The following is a 17786-nucleotide window of genomic DNA, read 5'->3' as shown; positions in this document are numbered from 1 at the left end:
TTCTTTCTGTAATTTCTATTATAAGAGAATAACTAGAGATAGTCGAGCTAGTTTGTTAAAATGAACAATTGGAGGCGAGGAAATTTTGAAACAACAATGGTATTTTATCAATTCGGGTCCGTGTCACCCAGCTTATAATATGGCGTTAGATGAAGCGTTGTTAGATTGGCATAGTGTGGGTGAAATTCCACCAGTTATTCGTTTTTATGAATGGAACCCTGCAACAGTGTCTATTGGTTACTTCCAGCGAGCGCATAAAGATATTAATTTACAAAATGTGAAAGAACAAAATTTAGGCTTTGTGCGTCGTCCTACGGGTGGTCGTGCAGTGTTACATGACCAGGAGCTAACCTATTCAGTTATTGTGTCGGAAAGCTATCCAAATATGCCTGCAACGGTGACAGAAGCTTATCGTATTATTAGTGAAGGGATTTTGTTAGGATTCCAAAAACTTGGCTTAGAGGCGTATTTTAGCGTGCCAGAGACGAAGGAACAATTTGAGGATTTAAAGAAACCAAAAAGTGCAGTTTGTTTTGATGCACCAAGCTGGTATGAATTAGTCGTTGAAGGAAAAAAGGTTGCGGGTAGTGCGCAAACACGTCAAAAAGGTGTTATTTTGCAACATGGTGCTATTTTACTAGATTTGGATGAAGAACTATTACTTTCCGTGTTCAATTTTGAGTCGGATGAAGCAAAAGAGAGAATGCGAAAAAAATTACCTGAAAAAGCAGTAGCAATGAATCAATTTGTTGATACGCCATTTACGATTGCGGATTGTATTGAAGCTTTTTCAAATGGCTTTAAAGAAGCGCTTGATATTGAACTTGTACCATATCAATTGAATGAAACACAACAACAATATGTTGAACATTTAATGAAAAATAAATATTGTACGGATGAGTGGAATTATAGAAAATAAAAAACGAACATGTGTTTTAGTTTTTTGAAAAAAATTTTTATGTCTCGAAACGTTGATATACTTAAGGTTAACATAAATTCAAAAAAATCAAGACCTTGTTTGAAAAAAAAATATGTTGTAATCTTTTTTAAGTAAATAAATCCAGCTCAACATATAGGGTAGTCCTATTGAATCAAACACAATATCTTGTGTTTGATTCTCGTTTTTGTTGGGGACTATAAAATTAATAAATCGTTCAAAGGGGGCTTATGTGGTGGTAAGTGTGGTAGAACAATCCATCCCAGTCAATCAACTTAATCAAGATATTGAACAATTTCCGCAAGTGCATCCGATTACACCGGATATGCACATTACGCATAAAGGAGTTTCACGTCTTGTCATGATTGACCGTTATTCTTTTAAAGATACGGAAAAGAAAACATTAAAAGCAGGAGATTTTGTTGTCTTAACTGTGAAACAAGATCCCAAATTCCCAGCGCGTGGACTTGGAATTATCGAGGCTATTAATCAGGACAAAAAAACAGCCACTATTCGTATTGAAGAAGATTATCGTCATGTATTAGAAGGCGAGGAACAAACGACAGGCATAATTGAACGTTCATTAGATATTATTGAAAAGCCGCTCGAAATTTATTATGAGCAAATTGCAAAGCGTAATGCAACGGGCTTAGCCGCTGTTGAAACAACGGAGGAAAAACGCCAAGAATGGTTTGAAAAATTTTATGAACAGTTAGTTAAGATGAACTTTATACCAGCAGGGCGCGTTATTTATGGCGCTGGCTCTGAAACTGAAGTAACGTTCTTTAACTGTTACGTAATGCCATTTGTTGCGGATTCACGTGAAGGTATTAGTGATCACCGTAAGCAAGTAATGGAAATAATGAGCCGCGGTGGTGGTGTTGGTACGAATGGTTCAACACTACGCCCTCGCAACACATTAGCACGCGGAGTTAATGGTAAATCAAGTGGCTCAGTTAGCTGGTTGGATGATATTGCTAAGCTAACGCATCTTGTTGAACAAGGTGGTTCTAGACGTGGAGCACAAATGATTATGCTAGCTGATTGGCATCCTGATATTGTGGAATTTATCATTTCAAAAATGCAAAATCCACGTATTTTACGATATTTAATCGAAAATACAAATGATGAATCAATCATTCGTTTAGCAAAAGAAAAATTAAAATTCAAGCCTTTGTCTCAGCAAGAAGACGCGATGTATCAAGGGATTGTTAATTATAAAAACATCGAAGGCTTTGGTGGCTTTAATGAAGCAATTATTCGTGATGCTGAAACGAAGCTTCGCGATGGTGGTACGTACTCAGTCCACAACCCAGATTTCTTAACTGGCGCAAATATTTCGGTCACATTAACGAAAGAATTTATGGATGCGGTAGAAAACAATGAAGATTTCCCATTACGATTCCCAGATGTAGCGAATTACACGCCACAGCAAATGCTAGAATACAACGAAAAATGGCATGAAGTAGGCGATGTTCGCGAGTGGGAAAAGCTAGGTTACCCAGTACGCACTCACCGCACAATTAAGGCAAAAGAGCTGTGGAATTTAATTAATGTTTGTGCAACTTATGCAGCAGAGCCAGGAATTTTCTTCATTGATAATGCTAACGACATGACGAATGCTAAAGCGTATGGTCAGCAAGTCGTTGCAACGAATCCGTGTGGCGAACAACCACTTGCACCATATTCTGTTTGTAACCTAGCTGCGGTAAACTTAGCGATGTTTGCAAACAAAGAAACAAAAACAGTTGATTACGATGCATTACGTGAAACGGTAAAAGTCGGTGTACGTATGCAAGACAATGTAATTGATGCGACACCTTACTTCTTAGAGGATAACAAAAAGCAAGCCCTTGGCGAACGCCGTGTTGGTTTAGGTGTTATGGGCTTGGCCGATCTTTTAATTTATTGCGAAAAAGAATACGGCTCAGAAGAAGGTAACCAGCTAGTTGATGAGATTTTCAAAACGATTGCAACTGCTGCGTATGAACAATCAATCGAGTTAGCAACAGAGCGTGGTAGCTTCCCATTCTTACAAGGTGATACGGAAGAAGAAACAGCGCGTTTACGTGAAGCCTTTATCCATACTGGTTTCATGAAAAAAATGCCACAGCATATTCGCGAAGGTGTAGTTGCTAACGGTATTCGCAATTCACACCTATTAACAGTTGCACCGACTGGATCAACTGGTACCATGGTTGGTGTTGCAACAGGACTTGAGCCATACTTCAGCTTCACGTATTACCGTTCAGGACGTTTAGGGAAGTTTATTGAAGTAAAAGCAGAAATCGTTAAAGAGTATTTAGAGGCAAATCCAGGCGTAGATGAAAATAATTTACCAAGCTGGTTCAAATCGTCAATGGAGCTTTCAGCAGAGGCGCATGCCGATGTACAGTGCATCATCCAAAACTGGATTGATTCATCGATTTCGAAAACAGTAAACGCACCAAAAGGCTATGGTGTAGAGCAGGTACAAAAAGTGTACGAGCGTCTTTATAATGGTGGCGCAAAAGGCGGAACGGTATACGTAGACGGCTCTCGTGATACACAAGTTTTAACACTTAAAGCGGAAGAAGCAAATAGTGATGAACAATTAGAATTTGAAGAATTAAAGCAAGCCGAGGAACAGGTAAAGCGTCAAGTCGTATTAGTGGATACAATTAAACCATTAACAGACACTGACGTAACAATCGGGTCAGAAGTCGGCAACACATGTCCAGTTTGTCGTCAAGGTACGGTAGAAGAAATGGGCGGCTGTAACACATGTACAAACTGTGGTGCACAGCTAAAATGTGGCTTGTAATTTAAAATAGCGTATTAATTGTGTAGCTTTGAAATAAAGTTAAACCGAAACTCCCTATCTTTAAATAGGGGTTTCGGTTTTTTATTTTTATTAATATTTGTGCAGTTTATAAAAAAGATGTTCGGGTTTAAATAAAGTTTAATTATTAATGAAAAAGAGGTACCATTTTCTGTATAATTAGAATAGGATTATTTTGGTATTCTTGTATTCGTAAAATCGAATCATCGAAAGGAAGTGAAATAGATTGCATACACATATGCCAAAAGGTTATGAATGTCCATTTTGCCGAATTGTTTCTGGTAAAGAAAAACAAAATAACGGAACAAAACAAAGAGATATAATATATCAAAACGAACATGTTGCTGCATTTATTGCTAGTAAATGGTGGCCGAACAATAAAGGACATGTTCTAGTTGTTCCGAATCAACATTATGAAAATATTTATGAACTTCCGGTAGAAATGGCTGCTGAAATTCATCGTGTAGCTCAATTAACCGCATTTGCAATGAAAAATACATATGGTTGTGATGGAATTTCTACTCGTCAACATAATGAACCAGCAGGAAATCAAGACGTATGGCATTATCATCTTCATGTATATCCAAGGTACGAAGGTGACAATCTTTACATGACAAAAGGTGTCTTTACAATGCCTGATGAACGTCCTTATTACGCAGAAAAATTACGTTCTTGGTTAATCAATAAATAATTTGATATTTCGATATTATCTGGATATTTATAGTAAGTGAAAGGTTTTTTACATCATTTTATAGAAGTTAGTTAAATTTAATAATTAGGGAGAAAAGGAGAAAGTAGCAAATGTCACTTCATATTACTAGAGAGATAACTAAAACGGATAAACAATATCTCGAAGATGAACTGTATAAATTTAATTTAAAACACTTTCCAAAAGACTTAAGAGATAGGTATGAAGAAATCTGTTTATTTATTAAAGATGATAGTGGGAAAATTTATGGTGGAATTATGAGCGCCGTATGTTGGAATTGGTTGGAGATATATATCCTTATTGTAGATGAGGATCTTAGAAATTCTGGATATGGAACGAAATTGTTATTAGAACTAGAGGAAATTGCATTAAGTAAAAAATGTGATTTCATTAAAGTAGATACTCTAAGTTTTCAGGCACTAGATTTCTATAAAAAGAATGGTTACGAAGTGTTTGGTAGTATTAATAATGTAGGTAGAGATTTTGAGCATTATTATTTAAAGAAAGATTTAACTTATTTCAGTGGGTGACTAAACATCGGCTGAAATAGGTTAGAGCATCTTTAAGATGTTACGGATTCGACTTTATCCTCGGCGCATAAGTGCTTGTCCAGAAATCACTTTTCGGACAAGCATTTTTCACTATTTTCGGAAATAACCTCACATGTAGAAATACTTTTTGCTATTCCATTCACTACTCAACATGCCCATTTTAATCAAATAAAAATATTCATCTTCAAATTTACGACCTTCACTTAGCAGCCCCTCTTGAACGAACCCCACACTTAAATAGCACTGAACGCCGCTTTATTAAATTTAAAAACCCCGAGTGAGGCTTTATGTAAATTTAGTTCTTCGATTCAAACCCCGGCTGAACCAAGTTAATCCCCGGCGGATGTCACGGATTTTTTAGGGGAGTTTTTCAAGCGAGCTTGAAAAAAATCTGGACGCAATTACGCCGAGGCGTAATTGATTCAAAATGTAGCCTCCTTCTATAAGAAATGGACGTATGTTATTTCAACGATACGTCCGTAATTTTTACTCTTCTATTATTACTAAAAATATCCCGACAAATATCAATACCGTTCCAATCCAAAACGACCAGCCAATAGTTTCTCCGAGTAGTACCCAACCTAAAAATGTGCCAACAATCGGCTGCAAAAAGAAAAATAAGCCGCCACTAGAAGCATTCATGAGCTGCAGGCCTTTGTTCCAAAGTAAAAAGCCACATGCAGTAGAAATGATACCTAAATATAGTAAGCCTCCCCAAATTGAAGGCTGAGTCATTGCTTCCGTATTTAACTGCGATAGTTTCGGTAAAACAATAGGGGTCAATAAAATAACTGCAATACTTGAAGTGTACGTCGTGACTACAATTTGCGAATAACTGGCAGGAATTTTTTTTATAAGCACAGACATGAATGCCCAGGTAAGTGCTGCAATCAGTAAATAAACACCACCAAGTTGCTGAGTGCTATCAATCGCACCGTTGCCAACAATGATTGCAACCCCAATTGTAGCAAGCACAATTGAAAAGCACTTTTTCCAAGTAAGCGTCTCTTTTAATACGAAACGCGCAAATAACACCATAAAAGCAGGGGTTGTGGCAGTAATGATAGTCCCCATTTGAGCACTAGAAAGCAGCGTGCCCATTTCCTGTGTCACAATCGAGATCGTATTCCCAATGAGAGCCACGATGAAAATAATTAACCAATCTTTCTTTGCAATTGCCCAAATTTGTTTTGTTATGAAACCGATGATGAGTAACGTAATAGCCGCAATGAAATAGCGCATCCACACTAGTTCAAATGGTGGTACAACGTCAACTACTACCTTTACAACAACGTACATCCCGCCCCAAATGCTTGCTGCGAGCGATAAAAATAAAGCGCCTACTAATTTTTCATTCATTTTTGATTCCTCCGTTTGTAAAATGCCTGTCCGAAAACGGAAGAAAATTTCTTCTACCGTTATGGAAGAAGAATCACTGGTACGTCCTGTTCAAATAATGGTGTATAAAACATCGTCTTCACTTCCTTCTTTCATAATTTTTAAATTAGTATACAGTATTTGTTCTGGAATACATATACTTGCTTTTTATTTCACTAGAACAATTGCAATCTTGTAAAGATAATTTCCTTTTGTAAATCCAATGTAAACAAACTTTTCGGATAATTCATGTGCGAACAACAGCTTTCGCAACTTAAAAAAGTTATCGCACAATTTTGCTCATCATTTCGCCATATTTATGAAGTGAGAAATGAAAATATTACAAAATAACCTCGTGAATTTGCGTTGTATTTACAAAAATACACTAAATATTAACAAAAAATCGCTATTTTAATTGATTATTCTGAAAGTATTGTTCTTTTTTCTATCAATTTTTGTTTTGTTCTTCACAATTTACAGAAGGTTTACACGTTTCGTACAGAACATTAAAAATTGAACGTTATTGTTAAGGCAGATAGAAAATGCTTGGAGGATGGCAACATGTTGAAAAAGACAATCTATATAATTACATTTGCAATCACAATTATGCTACTAGCTGCATGTGGTGGGAAGTCAGAGAGTTCAAATGGCGGAGGACAACTCGTTACAATTTCGGGGTCTACATCTGTCGGACCTTTAGCAGAAAAATTAGCGATTAAATATGAAGAAACAGAAGATGTCAAAATAGAAATTAATCAAATTGGGTCATCAGCAGGGATAACAAATGCTATTAACGGCGTTTCTCAAATTGGTATGAGTTCGCGTGATTTAAAGCAAGAAGAAATCGATTCAGGAATTGAACAACTTGTCATTGCGTATGACGGGATTGTTGTCGTAACCCATCCATCGAATCCAGTGAAAGACTTGACGATGGAGCAAGTGAAGCAAATCTTTACAGGGGAAATCACAAACTGGAAAGAGCTTGGCGGTAAGGATATGGAAATCGTCGTTGTATCACGTGAGGACGGATCAGGTTCACGCGATGCATTTCAAGAAATTGTAGGCTACGAATCGGGTGAATTGATTCGAAATGCGATTGTAGCAAGTGGTAACGGAAATATAAAAACGACGGTTGCGACAAATAAACATGCGGTCGGATTTATTTCGTTCGAATATATCGATGAAACCGTTTCGGCATTAGCAATTAACGGTGTACAAGCGCAGGCAGCAAATGTACTAGATGGGAAATATGAATTATCGAGACCATTCATATTTGTCTACGATAAGGAAGTGCCACAAGCAGCAACGAAATTTATGGACTATATATTAAGTGAAGATGGACAAAAAATTGTGGAATCAGCAGGTGCGATTCCATTAACGAAATAATGTGGGCATGGAGGACAAAGCTGTGACAACACAAAGAGAATATGACGTACAACAGCAAATAAGTAAAGGCAATAAACGTAAATACTTTTTAGAAAGCTTATCATCAAAAATTTTCTTAGCCTGTGCATTACTTTCAGTAGTAAGTCTACTACTTATCGTAGGCTTCGTATTTTATAAAGGGGCAAACCCATTTGTAACAGGTGGTTATAGTTTCTTAGATTTTATCTTTGGAAGTGATTGGGTTCCGTCAGAAGATAAATTCGGGATTTTTCCAATGATTGTCGCATCGATTTATGCAACGATTGGCGCACTTATTATTGGGGTACCTGTGGGCTTATTAACAGCGATTTTTTTAGCGGAAATTGCACCAAAGTCAGTAGCGAAAATTGTTTCACCAGCTATTCAATTATTAGCAGGGATTCCTTCGGTGTTATATGGGGTGTTCGGTTTAGCGATTATCGTACCTTTTTTACAAAATAACTTAGGCTTAGCACGTGGACAAAGCTTGATTGCGGTGATATTAGTGTTAGCAATCATGATGCTACCAACGATTGTAACAGTAGCAGAAACAGCAATTCGTGCGGTGCCGAAAACATATCGTGAAGGTTCTCTAGCACTAGGTGTATCACAAATTGGTACGATTTTTAAAGTCGTTGTACCTGCAGCAAAATCAGGGATTATGGCTGCAATTGTGCTTGGTTTAGGTCGTGCGTTAGGCGAGACGATGGCTGTAATTTTAGTGGCCGGAAACTCACTGATTATCCCGACAAGCTTAACCGATTCGGTGCGTCCATTGACGACGAATATCGCACTGGAAATGGGTTACGCAGCAGGTACACACCAGGAAATGCTATTTGCAACAGGAATTGTGTTATTCTCATTTATCTTACTATTAAACTTTGTACTATCACGCATCACAGCGAAGGGAGCTAAGTAATATGCGTCAAATGAAAGATAATATTTTACGCGGCTTATTATGGGCTTCAGCTTTTGTGTCAGTCGCAGTATTAGTTGTCATTGTTGGTTATATTTTTTATAAAGGATTTTCATATATAAGCTTTGACTTTATTTTTGGAGATTATTCGCCATCAGGTGACGGTGGGATTTTCCCAATGATTGTAACGACAATTTTAACCATAATAATTTCATTAGTGATTGCAACGCCAATCGGGATTTTAGCGGCGGTTTACTTACATGAATATGCAAAGCAAGGTCGTTTAGTAAATATAATTCGTTATGCAACGGAAAGCTTAACCGGGATACCTTCGATCATCTATGGGTTATTCGGAGCGGTATTTTTCGTAGCCATTTTAAAATTAGGGATGTCGATTATAGCAGCATCATTAACGTTAACAATTATCGTTTTACCAGTCATTATTCGTACGACAGAAGAGGCATTAAAAACAGTGCCAGCAACTTATCGTGAAGGCTCGTTAGCGCTTGGTACAACAAAATTACAAACATTATATAAAGTAATTTTACCAAGTGCCATGCCAGGGATTTTATCGGGAATTATATTATCGATTGGCCGTATCGTTGGGGAATCGGCAGCGATTTTCTTAACAGCAGGAACGGTAGCAGCAATGCCATCAAGCATTTTCTCATCAGCACGAACATTAACGGTACATTCGTATTTAGTAACGCAAGAAGCGGGTGATATTGGCTTAGCAGCGGCAGTTGGTATTGTATTAATCGTTATCATTTTAGCGCTGAACTTATCAGCAACATATATTTCGAAAAAATTAAACAAGGCAGATTATTAAGGAGCAAAAACAATGACTATGACCGTATCAGAAGCAGCGATTTTCAACAGCTCGTCAGCAATTTTAACAGATGTACAGGAAACGAAAATTCAAGTAAATGATTTGAACCTATTTTATAGTGAAAAACAAGCATTGTTTAACGTCAATTTAGATATTAAAGAAAAAGAAGTAACAGCATTAATTGGTCCTTCAGGTTGTGGTAAATCAACGTTTTTACGTACACTAAATCGCATGAACGACTTGATTGATGGGGTACGTGTCATCGGGAATATTCAAATTGATGGAGAAAATGTTTACGAATCGAATGATGTCATTAAGTTACGAACAAAAGTGGGCATGGTGTTTCAAAAATCAAATCTGTTCCCAATGAGTATTTATGATAACGTAGCGTACGGCCCACGCATGCAGGGAATAAAAAACAAAAAGACATTAGATGGTATTGTTGAAGAATCACTGCGCGGTGCAGCGATTTGGGATGAAGTAAAGGATCGTTTAAAATCATCGGCGCTTGGTCTTTCTGGTGGACAGCAACAACGTATTTGTATCGCACGTGCTATTGCTATGAAGCCGGATGTGATTTTAATGGACGAGCCAACATCAGCACTTGACCCAATTTCAACATTAAAGGTAGAAGAATTAATTACACAAATGAAAAAGGATTATACAATCGTCATTGTAACGCACAACATGCAACAAGCTGCACGTATTAGTGACAAAACGGCATTTTTCTTAAACGGTGAGGTTGTGGAATTTGATGATACAAATATTATTTTCTCAACACCTAAAGATCAGCGCACAGAAGACTATGTAACAGGTCGTTTCGGATAATAGGGGGGAGATAGGACATGATTCGTGAAAACTTTGAAAAAAATATGCTTGAGCTACAAAATAAAATGGTCGAAATGGTAGATTTAACAGTTGTGGCAACGGAAAAGGCATTTACAGCATTACAGGAGCAAGATATGACAGTTGCACTTGATGTCATTGAGGGAGATGCCTATATTGATGAGCTCGAAAATGAAATCAATCAAATGGCAATTTGGTTAATGGCAAAAGAGCAGCCAGTTGCTAGAGATCTTCGTCGTATTGTTAGCATGATTAAAATGTCTTCAGATATCGAGCGTATCGCAGACTTTGCTGTAAACACTGCAAAAGCGACAATAAAAATTAGTAAAACAGATTCGGTCATTTCGAAAACAAGCTTAGTCGAAATGAAAAATATTTCGATGGACATGCTGAAAAAGGCGATGAAGGCTTTCATCGAGGAAGATATTGCACTTGCAAAAGCAGTTGGTGAATTAGACGACAAGGTAGATGAGAAGAATCATCAAAACTATGCCGTTTTAACAACTTATTTATCAGAACATCCGCAAGACACGGAACAAGTTGTACAGCTATTATTTATTAATCGTTTTGTCGAGCGTACGGCCGATCATATTACAAATATGGCCGAATCAACAGCTTACTTTATTAAAGGACAGTTATTTGACTTAAACTAGAGAAGCGAGGAATCATTGATGACGAAAAAAATATTAGTCGTTGAAGATGATGAAAATTTAGGAAACTTATTGCAGTTGTATTTAATCAAAGATGGCTATGAAGTACGTATCGAAACAGCCGGTAAACTTGGACTAGATGCGCTCGTACAATACGGGCCTGATGCAATAATACTCGATTGGACATTACCAGATATAGAGGGTATAGAGATATGTCGTCAAATTCGTTATCAATCTGACATCCCAATTATTATGATTAGTTCGAGAACAGATGAATTAGATGCTGTTTTAGCACTTGAGATGGGGGCTACTGAATATATTCGCAAGCCGTTTGGGTTCCGCGAGCTATTGACACGTCTAAGATTACATTTGAAACGCTATGAAAAAGAGCAACAGCAGCAAGCACGTGTATCGGAGCTGGTAATTGGTCCGTTTAAAGTGGATCTTGTCATGTTTAAAGTGTATAAGGAAGAAGTAGAAATCCCGTTAACAAAACGAGAGTTTAAGCTACTGTTGCATTTATTAGAACAACCCGGTGATATTAAATCCCGTGAAGATATTATTGAAATGCTCGATTTTACTAAAGGCGATAAGCGTACGGTAGATGTACATATTCGTAGACTACGTGAGAAAATTGAAGAACAGCCGAGCTCACCGAAATGGATTAAGACAAAAAGCGGCATCGGCTATTATTTTAATGATAAAGCACAGGAAGTCTCTTACAATTCGTAGGAGGCTTTTGTATATTAAATTTTGATATTAACATGCTTATTCAAGGGGAAAATTAATATCATGTGTAATGCATGATTCGAAGTTTTTTATAAAATCTCGAAGTATTTTTGCTAATTCAATCTTTTTACTAAGCCAAACATAATGCTCGGCACCCTCTATTTCTATGTATTTTGAATTATTAATAAGCGCAGAAATTTGCTTAATTGGCCAGGAGGGGCGAATATCTTTTTCTGCATAGATAAATAATGTGGGTAAATCTAGATGTGAAATATCTTTGAGTAAGTTCGGATTTTTAATAAATGTTCTCCAAGAATCAATTAGGGATCTGTGGACAATCGTATTGACCTCATACTCAAAATCTGGGGTAAATTCACCAATTTCTAGCTTGTTTCGACTGTAAGAGTCTTTCCAATCTCGGTCATTTTGTATTCCAGTCCCAGATATAGAAACATAGCCTAATATAGAGTGCGAATACAATAGTGAATAGGCGAGTCCCACATCTGCTCCCCATGAGTGCCCAATGACTAACCATTTTTTAAATCCATACGCTTTTCTAATCCATTCAATATCACGAAGACAAGACGCTAAATCATACCCATTGCCATCATCGCTAGAACGACCACAGCCTCTAGGGTCAAACATAATTACTTCACAAACCTCATCAATTAGACTAGAAAGAGGTTCTAAATAATTACAAGTTCCAGGTCCTCCACTAATTAAGATGACAGGAATACTACCTTCCCCTCTTTTTTCGGTCCAAAGCTGTGCATGATCTATTTCAATAAGTTTTTCAATCAAAAATACCACCCCTTAATTAAAATGTTTTATATGATAGCTTATTATTTATTATGAACGATTTGTAAAAAACCGGTATATTAGTTGTAGTACATTTCATCACCAATTTCTTGATTTAATCTGACTTATTTAGCTTTTCATATTAATTAAAAGTCTACAATACAATATTTAAAACTATCAAGGAGGCTCGAATGTTTTATTTATCGAAAGAAACACAGCATCAAGCAGATGTAGCGCATATAGCATATTTTCCAGAAAGCGATATAGATTTAGATAGATTGACGTATTCAATGCAAGAGTTAAAGGCTGAAAAACAATGGATTCCGGAGCGATTTCATGGAGCGATTGATAGCGGAACATTATATAGGATGTCAGAACAGTGGCAGGATTTTTTGAACTGGTGTGAACAAACTATTGCAACACATCAAGTCCATTTCGAAAACATGTACAAAAATCGTCTATTGATTGCAACAAAATTCGATGAGGCAGCTGCTGAAGTTTTTAACGATTCTTTGCATGATGGCGCAATTTTAAATATCAAGCGTCAAGATGGCAATGTGACGTTACTCATTGATATGCGAGGTGGCTTTACACCAAAAGCGGTGATCCGTCTAACGTTTATGGAGGCACAGGAAACGGGTGAGCTTGCGCGCGACTATGTGTATGATGAACTGATCGAGACAACAAATGGCTACGTGCTTCGTGTGCTGTCCGGCTCACCATATGACGAATGGACGATTGATTTCACTGATGTAAAGGCAAGCTTTGTTTATCGTCCAAAAGCTTATACCGAGCGTGAGCAATATAAGGATGTTTTTAGCTATATTGGAGATTTAACACCGTCGTTACACTATTTTATCTTAGAAAATCAGGAATTCATTGATTTCGATGTACATAACATTGAGCAGCGTGAGACAGGATTTTTCATCAATGATTTATTGTTAGGCATTACGACCGAGCAAGTAATCGAGCGCATTTACTGTGATCTATATGAAGATCCATTTGCCCATTTTAGTGAAATGGTTCCACTTGAAGAACTTGAAGAGGCCGCCTTAAGCGAGGATCCCGTATTACGCGTACGTGCATTTAATACAATGTTTGAAATTGATCGTAAAGCCGCTCCTATTGTTAACCGTGTGCTCCGTATCATTCAGGTGGAAGAGCATGAGGAAATGCTTATGCAAGTAATAGCTGAGCATTTTGAAAAACTTGGGCTACTTGATGCGGAGGTAAAAGAACGCTGGTTATCGTAATTCCTTTTACAAAACAAGGGATTTTGCATTATACTTAGTTAACATGTAATTAAAAGGAGGTTTGCCAAATGTCTGAGCAAACAGAAAAGAAAAAATTAAGTTTACAAGAGCTTGTAAAACAGCAATTAGAAGCAAAGAAAAACAATGCAGGTGGCGGTACAAACAATTTAAAAGGTGACACGTCAACGAAAAAAATGAAGAGCCAGCAATCGAAGAAAACAAGCAATACGCGCCGTAAAATGGGTGTGTAATAAGAAGCCTGAGCATGAAATCCATGTTCAGGTTTTTCTTTTTGTGAATTTATTTGAAAGTTTAAAAAACAACTGATTCCAAACTAATCGTCATTCGTCTATACAACTAAGAAGGGGGAGGTACTTTGCGAAGAGACGTCTTTGATACTCATTATGAAGCGATTTATAAATACATACTTTACTTAACGAATGATTGCCATTTAGCGCATGACTTACTGCAAGAAACCTTTTACCGCTATTATCAAAAAGATTATGATGCTAATGAACGTCTGTATTTACTAAAAATTGCCCGAAATTTGATATACGACCATTATCGCAGAAAAAAGTTAATCGGCTTTTTTGCATTAAAAAAGGAACCGCCAGCGAATGCCAAGTTACCAGAAGAAGTAACATTACAAAATGCCGAAAATGAGACGCTATACAATGCTTTACAGCAAATAAAAACGAATTACCGTGAAGTGGTGATTTTACGCTATATCGAGCAGTATTCTGTCAAAGAGACAGCGCAAATTTTAAATACCTCGGAAGTAAAGGTTAAAAATGATACCGCGCGTGGATTAAAGGCGTTACGTGAACTATTAGGAGGTGTGCGCAATGCTTGATGAAAAACAGTTAAATAACTTACAGTCCATAAAAATTGATGAGGTTGAAAAACAAGCTGATTTCGAACGAATCCAAAGAAGAATAAACAAAAAGCCATTCCATTGGCAAGTTCCAGCAGTATCGTTTTCAATAGTGCTGCTCGTGTTATTGTTTGTTGCGACAATGCCGATCCCGGATAACACCGTAAACCTTTCTTCAGACGCCTATTTAACATCAATTTTAGTGAGAGATGGTGAAGGTGATCCGAAATCTAATTATTATTTAGGAGTTAGTCAGACGGTGGCTGAGGATGAGCTGAAAACCATGCAAGCTTCACTCGATACTCTACAACAAATTGAAGAACCACCAGTTAAGTCAAAAGTGTCTAAATCCTATCGATTTACCTATAGCGATGGCTCCAATCTTGTCTTCTATGAATATTTAACAGCAAATAGAATATATATTAAAGACGTTCACAAAGGCCTCTATTATGAATTTACAGAGGGCTCGGGCTTTATTTCGTTTATGAATACTCGCTACCAAACGTGGCAATATGTTTTGCTTGTGATCATTTTTGTTTTACTGTTTGGTGGCAATATGTACATTGATAAAAAAATGCGTGTTGAAGAAGATCAGAAGCGAAAGCTACCGATGCATTCGCATTATACGCAAAGTATAATGACAATTTGCTATATTTTTGTGTTGTTCTTGTTTTTTGTGGGAGGAATGTCTAGTAATGCACACATTCATATCGCAGGAATCTATTTGTTAGGGTTTGTTTTCGCATTCATTAATATCATCATCGAACAAAAGCATGATAATAATAGCTGGCGTAAGCTGCGTTTTATGAATGTTTCGTTGATGATGCCGACGTATATATACCTACTTATTCAACTGTAGTTACTTCTTTACAAAGAGTTACTTTTGTTTTCGGAATACTTTGACAAATAATGTAATTCACTTTACGATTAAATAAACTAATGTAAGAGGGTGATTCGATGATTACAATTGAAACAGCGCAGCAATTCGATAACGAAGATTCGTTAAATAGCTATGCAGAAGAATTTTATAAACAACCTGGTCAAATTTATTTCGATGGAAATTCACTTGGTTTATTATCAAAGCGTTCGGAAAAAAGTGTACTCTCATTATTACATTCATGGAAAGAACATGGAATTGATGGTTGGACTTCTGGTGACAACCCGTGGTTTTATTTATCGGAAGAATTAGGGGAGCTTTGTGCACCACTTGTTGGTGCGGAAAGTGGAGAGGTTGTATTAACAGGTTCTACAACAACGAATTTGCACCAGCTACTTGCAAGTTTTTTCAAACCAACTGAAACCAAAAATAAAATTTTAGCAGACGAACTAAATTTCCCGTCGGATTTATATGCAATTCAGAGTCAGCTAGCGCTAAAGGGTTTGTCAAAAAACCATATGAAATTAGTGAAATCACAGGACGGGCAAACGTTAACTACAAAAAACATTATTGAGGCAATGACGGATGATGTCGCAGTGGCGGTATTGCCAGCGGTCCTTTATCGCAGTGGTCAAGTGCTCGATTTACAGGAGATTACGAAGGCTGCACACGAAAAAAATATAATTGTTGGCTTTGATTTATGTCATTCAATCGGTTCAATTCCACACAAGCTCCATGACATTGGTGCGGACTTTGCTTTTTGGTGTAATTATAAGCATTTAAACGGTGGGCCAGGTTCCGTTGCTGGGCTATTTGTGCATGAAAAACATTTTGGCACTGCACCTGGCTTAGCGGGTTGGTTTGGCTCAAATAAAAATAAGCAATTTGATTTAGACATTACATTAACGCAATCAAGCGACGCGGGGGCATATCAAATTGGCACGCCGCATGTATTAAGTTTAGCGCCTATTATAGGCTCACTTGAGTTGTTTAGTGAAGTAGGGATAGACGCTATACGTGAAAAATCACTGAAGTTAACCCAATTTATGATGGATTGTATTGAACAGGAAATTCCAAATACCTTCACTTTCGGCAACCCATTAGATCATTCTCGTGGCGGGCATTTATTTTTAGTTCATGATGAGGCAGCACGAATCTGTAAGGCACTAAAAGGTGAAGGAGTTATTCCTGATTTCCGTGCACCGAATGGCATTCGTTTAGCACCGGTTGCGTTATATAATTCATTTGCAGAAGTGTGGCAAGCTGTTCAAATATTAAAAGGCATTATGCATGAGAAAGTGTATGAATCATTTGAAAATAAACGAGATGTTATTGCATAAGGAGGAAATTTGATGGACAAAAAATCGATTTCAGACTTAGAACAAAAAATCAGTGCGGAAAAAGGCATTCATACCGACTTTAAAAATGATATGACGTATGGCGAGTATTTAGGGTTAGATGCTATATTATCGAGTCAAAAGCGCTTATCAGAGCATCATGATGAAATGTTGTTTTTAATTATTCATCAAGTAAGCGAGCTATGGATGAAGCTTATTATCCATGAATTACAGGCTGCCATTACAACAATTCAGCTAGGGAACATGCAACCTGCGTTTAAAATGCTCGCTCGTGTATCAAAAATACAGCATCAAATTATTCAAGCATGGGATGTGCTTGCAACGATGACACCTGCTGAATATTTACAGTTCCGTGATTCGCTCGGAAAAGCTTCAGGATTTCAAAGCTATCAATACCGCCAAATCGAATTTGCACTTGGCTATAAAAGTAAGCATATCTTAAAAATTTATGAAAAAGATCAAGAGATATTAAACGAACTAAAACAGGCCTATGAAGCGCCAAGTATATACGATGTCGCGATTGAAGCACTCGTAAAAGCAGGGTTGGAAATAAATCCAACATTGATTAATCGTGATTTTTCTGTAGTATATAGTGGTGACGATTCCGTTGCGGCAGCCTGGAAAACTGTATATGAAAATATCGATACTTATTGGGATTTATACCAATTGGCAGAAAAGTTAGTAGATATTGAAGATGCATTACAGCAATGGCGCTTCCGTCATATGAAAACGGTTGAGCGTATTATTGGTTTTAAAATAGGCACTGGTGGCTCCTCTGGTGTGAACTATTTACGCCAAGTGCTTGATCATCGTTTTTTCCCAGAGCTTTGGGATTTACGAACAACATTATAGTTTAG

General features: G+C 37.2%; 18 protein-coding genes. 16 read left to right on the top strand and 2 right to left on the bottom strand.

The window, feature by feature from the left end; genetic code table 11:
* Window positions 1-139: 139 nt before the first annotated feature.
* The 4 genes from O7776_RS12300 to O7776_RS12285 all read left to right on the top strand — a co-directional run bounded on the left by O7776_RS12300 (window position 140) and on the right by O7776_RS12285 (window position 4997).
* Window positions 140-919, top strand: coding sequence for a lipoate--protein ligase family protein (locus O7776_RS12300; RefSeq protein ID WP_274310496.1), 780 nt, complete (start codon window positions 140-142; stop codon window positions 917-919).
* A gap of 253 nt (window positions 920-1172) precedes the next feature.
* Complete coding sequence (locus O7776_RS12295) at window positions 1173-3740, top strand: vitamin B12-dependent ribonucleotide reductase (RefSeq protein WP_274307350.1); 2568 nt, start codon at window positions 1173-1175, stop codon at window positions 3738-3740.
* A gap of 244 nt (window positions 3741-3984) precedes the next feature.
* Window positions 3985-4449: an HIT family protein gene (locus O7776_RS12290; protein ID WP_274307349.1), complete on the top strand. Its 465-nt coding sequence runs from the start codon at window positions 3985-3987 to the stop codon at window positions 4447-4449.
* 110 nt (window positions 4450-4559) lie between these two features.
* The gene (locus O7776_RS12285; RefSeq protein ID WP_274307348.1) at window positions 4560-4997 is read left to right on the top strand and encodes a GNAT family N-acetyltransferase; all 438 of its coding nucleotides are present in this window, start codon (window positions 4560-4562) and stop codon (window positions 4995-4997) included.
* Between the two features lie 507 nt (window positions 4998-5504).
* Here the strand turns inward: O7776_RS12285 and O7776_RS12280 are convergent.
* Window positions 5505-6377 carry a DMT family transporter gene (locus O7776_RS12280; RefSeq protein WP_274307347.1) on the bottom strand — a complete coding sequence of 291 codons (873 nt, stop codon included), beginning with the start codon at window positions 6375-6377 and terminating at the stop codon, window positions 5505-5507.
* A 579-nt stretch (window positions 6378-6956) separates the two neighbouring features.
* Here O7776_RS12280 and O7776_RS12275 point away from each other — a divergent pair.
* Genes O7776_RS12275 through O7776_RS12250 form a run of 6 tightly spaced genes read left to right on the top strand, consistent with a single transcriptional unit; the run spans window position 6957 to window position 11772 of the window.
* On the top strand, window positions 6957-7781 hold the full coding sequence (locus O7776_RS12275; RefSeq protein ID WP_274307346.1) for a phosphate ABC transporter substrate-binding protein: 825 nt from the start codon (window positions 6957-6959) through the stop codon (window positions 7779-7781).
* Window positions 7782-7803: 22 nt separating this feature from the next.
* Window positions 7804-8718: a phosphate ABC transporter permease subunit PstC gene (gene pstC, locus O7776_RS12270; RefSeq protein WP_241368874.1), complete on the top strand. Its 915-nt coding sequence runs from the start codon at window positions 7804-7806 to the stop codon at window positions 8716-8718.
* 1 nt (window position 8719) lies between these two features.
* Entirely contained in the window at window positions 8720-9544 is an 825-nt protein-coding gene (pstA, locus tag O7776_RS12265; protein WP_274307345.1) for a phosphate ABC transporter permease PstA, read from the top strand.
* Window positions 9545-9556: 12 nt separating this feature from the next.
* Window positions 9557-10372 (top strand): phosphate ABC transporter ATP-binding protein PstB, encoded by an 816-nt coding sequence (pstB, locus tag O7776_RS12260; protein WP_274307344.1) that lies wholly within the window; start codon window positions 9557-9559, stop codon window positions 10370-10372.
* Window positions 10373-10389: 17 nt separating this feature from the next.
* Entirely contained in the window at window positions 10390-11043 is a 654-nt protein-coding gene (phoU, locus tag O7776_RS12255; protein ID WP_274307343.1) for a phosphate signaling complex protein PhoU, read from the top strand.
* Between the two features lie 18 nt (window positions 11044-11061).
* Window positions 11062-11772, top strand: coding sequence for a response regulator transcription factor (locus tag O7776_RS12250; protein ID WP_274307342.1), 711 nt, complete (start codon window positions 11062-11064; stop codon window positions 11770-11772).
* A gap of 36 nt (window positions 11773-11808) precedes the next feature.
* Here the strand turns inward: O7776_RS12250 and O7776_RS12245 are convergent, their stop codons facing one another.
* The gene (locus O7776_RS12245; protein WP_274307341.1) at window positions 11809-12570 is read right to left on the bottom strand and encodes an alpha/beta fold hydrolase; all 762 of its coding nucleotides are present in this window, start codon (window positions 12568-12570) and stop codon (window positions 11809-11811) included.
* A 188-nt stretch (window positions 12571-12758) separates the two neighbouring features.
* On the opposite strand from O7776_RS12245, the gene O7776_RS12240 reads away from it, so the two are divergent.
* From O7776_RS12240 to kynA, 6 genes are all read left to right on the top strand, one after another.
* Entirely contained in the window at window positions 12759-13820 is a 1062-nt protein-coding gene (locus O7776_RS12240) for a DUF4085 family protein (RefSeq protein WP_274307340.1), read from the top strand.
* Between the two features lie 68 nt (window positions 13821-13888).
* The gene (locus O7776_RS12235; RefSeq protein ID WP_274307339.1) at window positions 13889-14071 is read left to right on the top strand and encodes a hypothetical protein; all 183 of its coding nucleotides are present in this window, start codon (window positions 13889-13891) and stop codon (window positions 14069-14071) included.
* Window positions 14072-14196: 125 nt separating this feature from the next.
* Window positions 14197-14673: an RNA polymerase sigma factor gene (locus O7776_RS12230; RefSeq protein ID WP_274307338.1), complete on the top strand. Its 477-nt coding sequence runs from the start codon at window positions 14197-14199 to the stop codon at window positions 14671-14673.
* Entirely contained in the window at window positions 14666-15553 is an 888-nt protein-coding gene (locus O7776_RS12225; protein WP_274307337.1) for a hypothetical protein, read from the top strand. The genes O7776_RS12230 and O7776_RS12225 overlap by 8 nt, the downstream gene beginning before the upstream one ends.
* 98 nt (window positions 15554-15651) lie before the next feature.
* Entirely contained in the window at window positions 15652-16911 is a 1260-nt protein-coding gene (kynU, locus tag O7776_RS12220) for a kynureninase (protein ID WP_274307336.1), read from the top strand.
* A gap of 12 nt (window positions 16912-16923) precedes the next feature.
* Window positions 16924-17781 (top strand): tryptophan 2,3-dioxygenase, encoded by an 858-nt coding sequence (gene kynA / locus O7776_RS12215; RefSeq protein WP_274307335.1) that lies wholly within the window; start codon window positions 16924-16926, stop codon window positions 17779-17781.
* Window positions 17782-17786: the final 5 nt, after the last annotated feature.

The organism is Solibacillus daqui, assembly GCF_028747805.1.
Lineage (GTDB): Bacteria > Bacillota > Bacilli > Bacillales_A > Planococcaceae > Solibacillus > Solibacillus daqui.
This window is presented reverse-complemented; position numbering and strand designations above follow the sequence as displayed.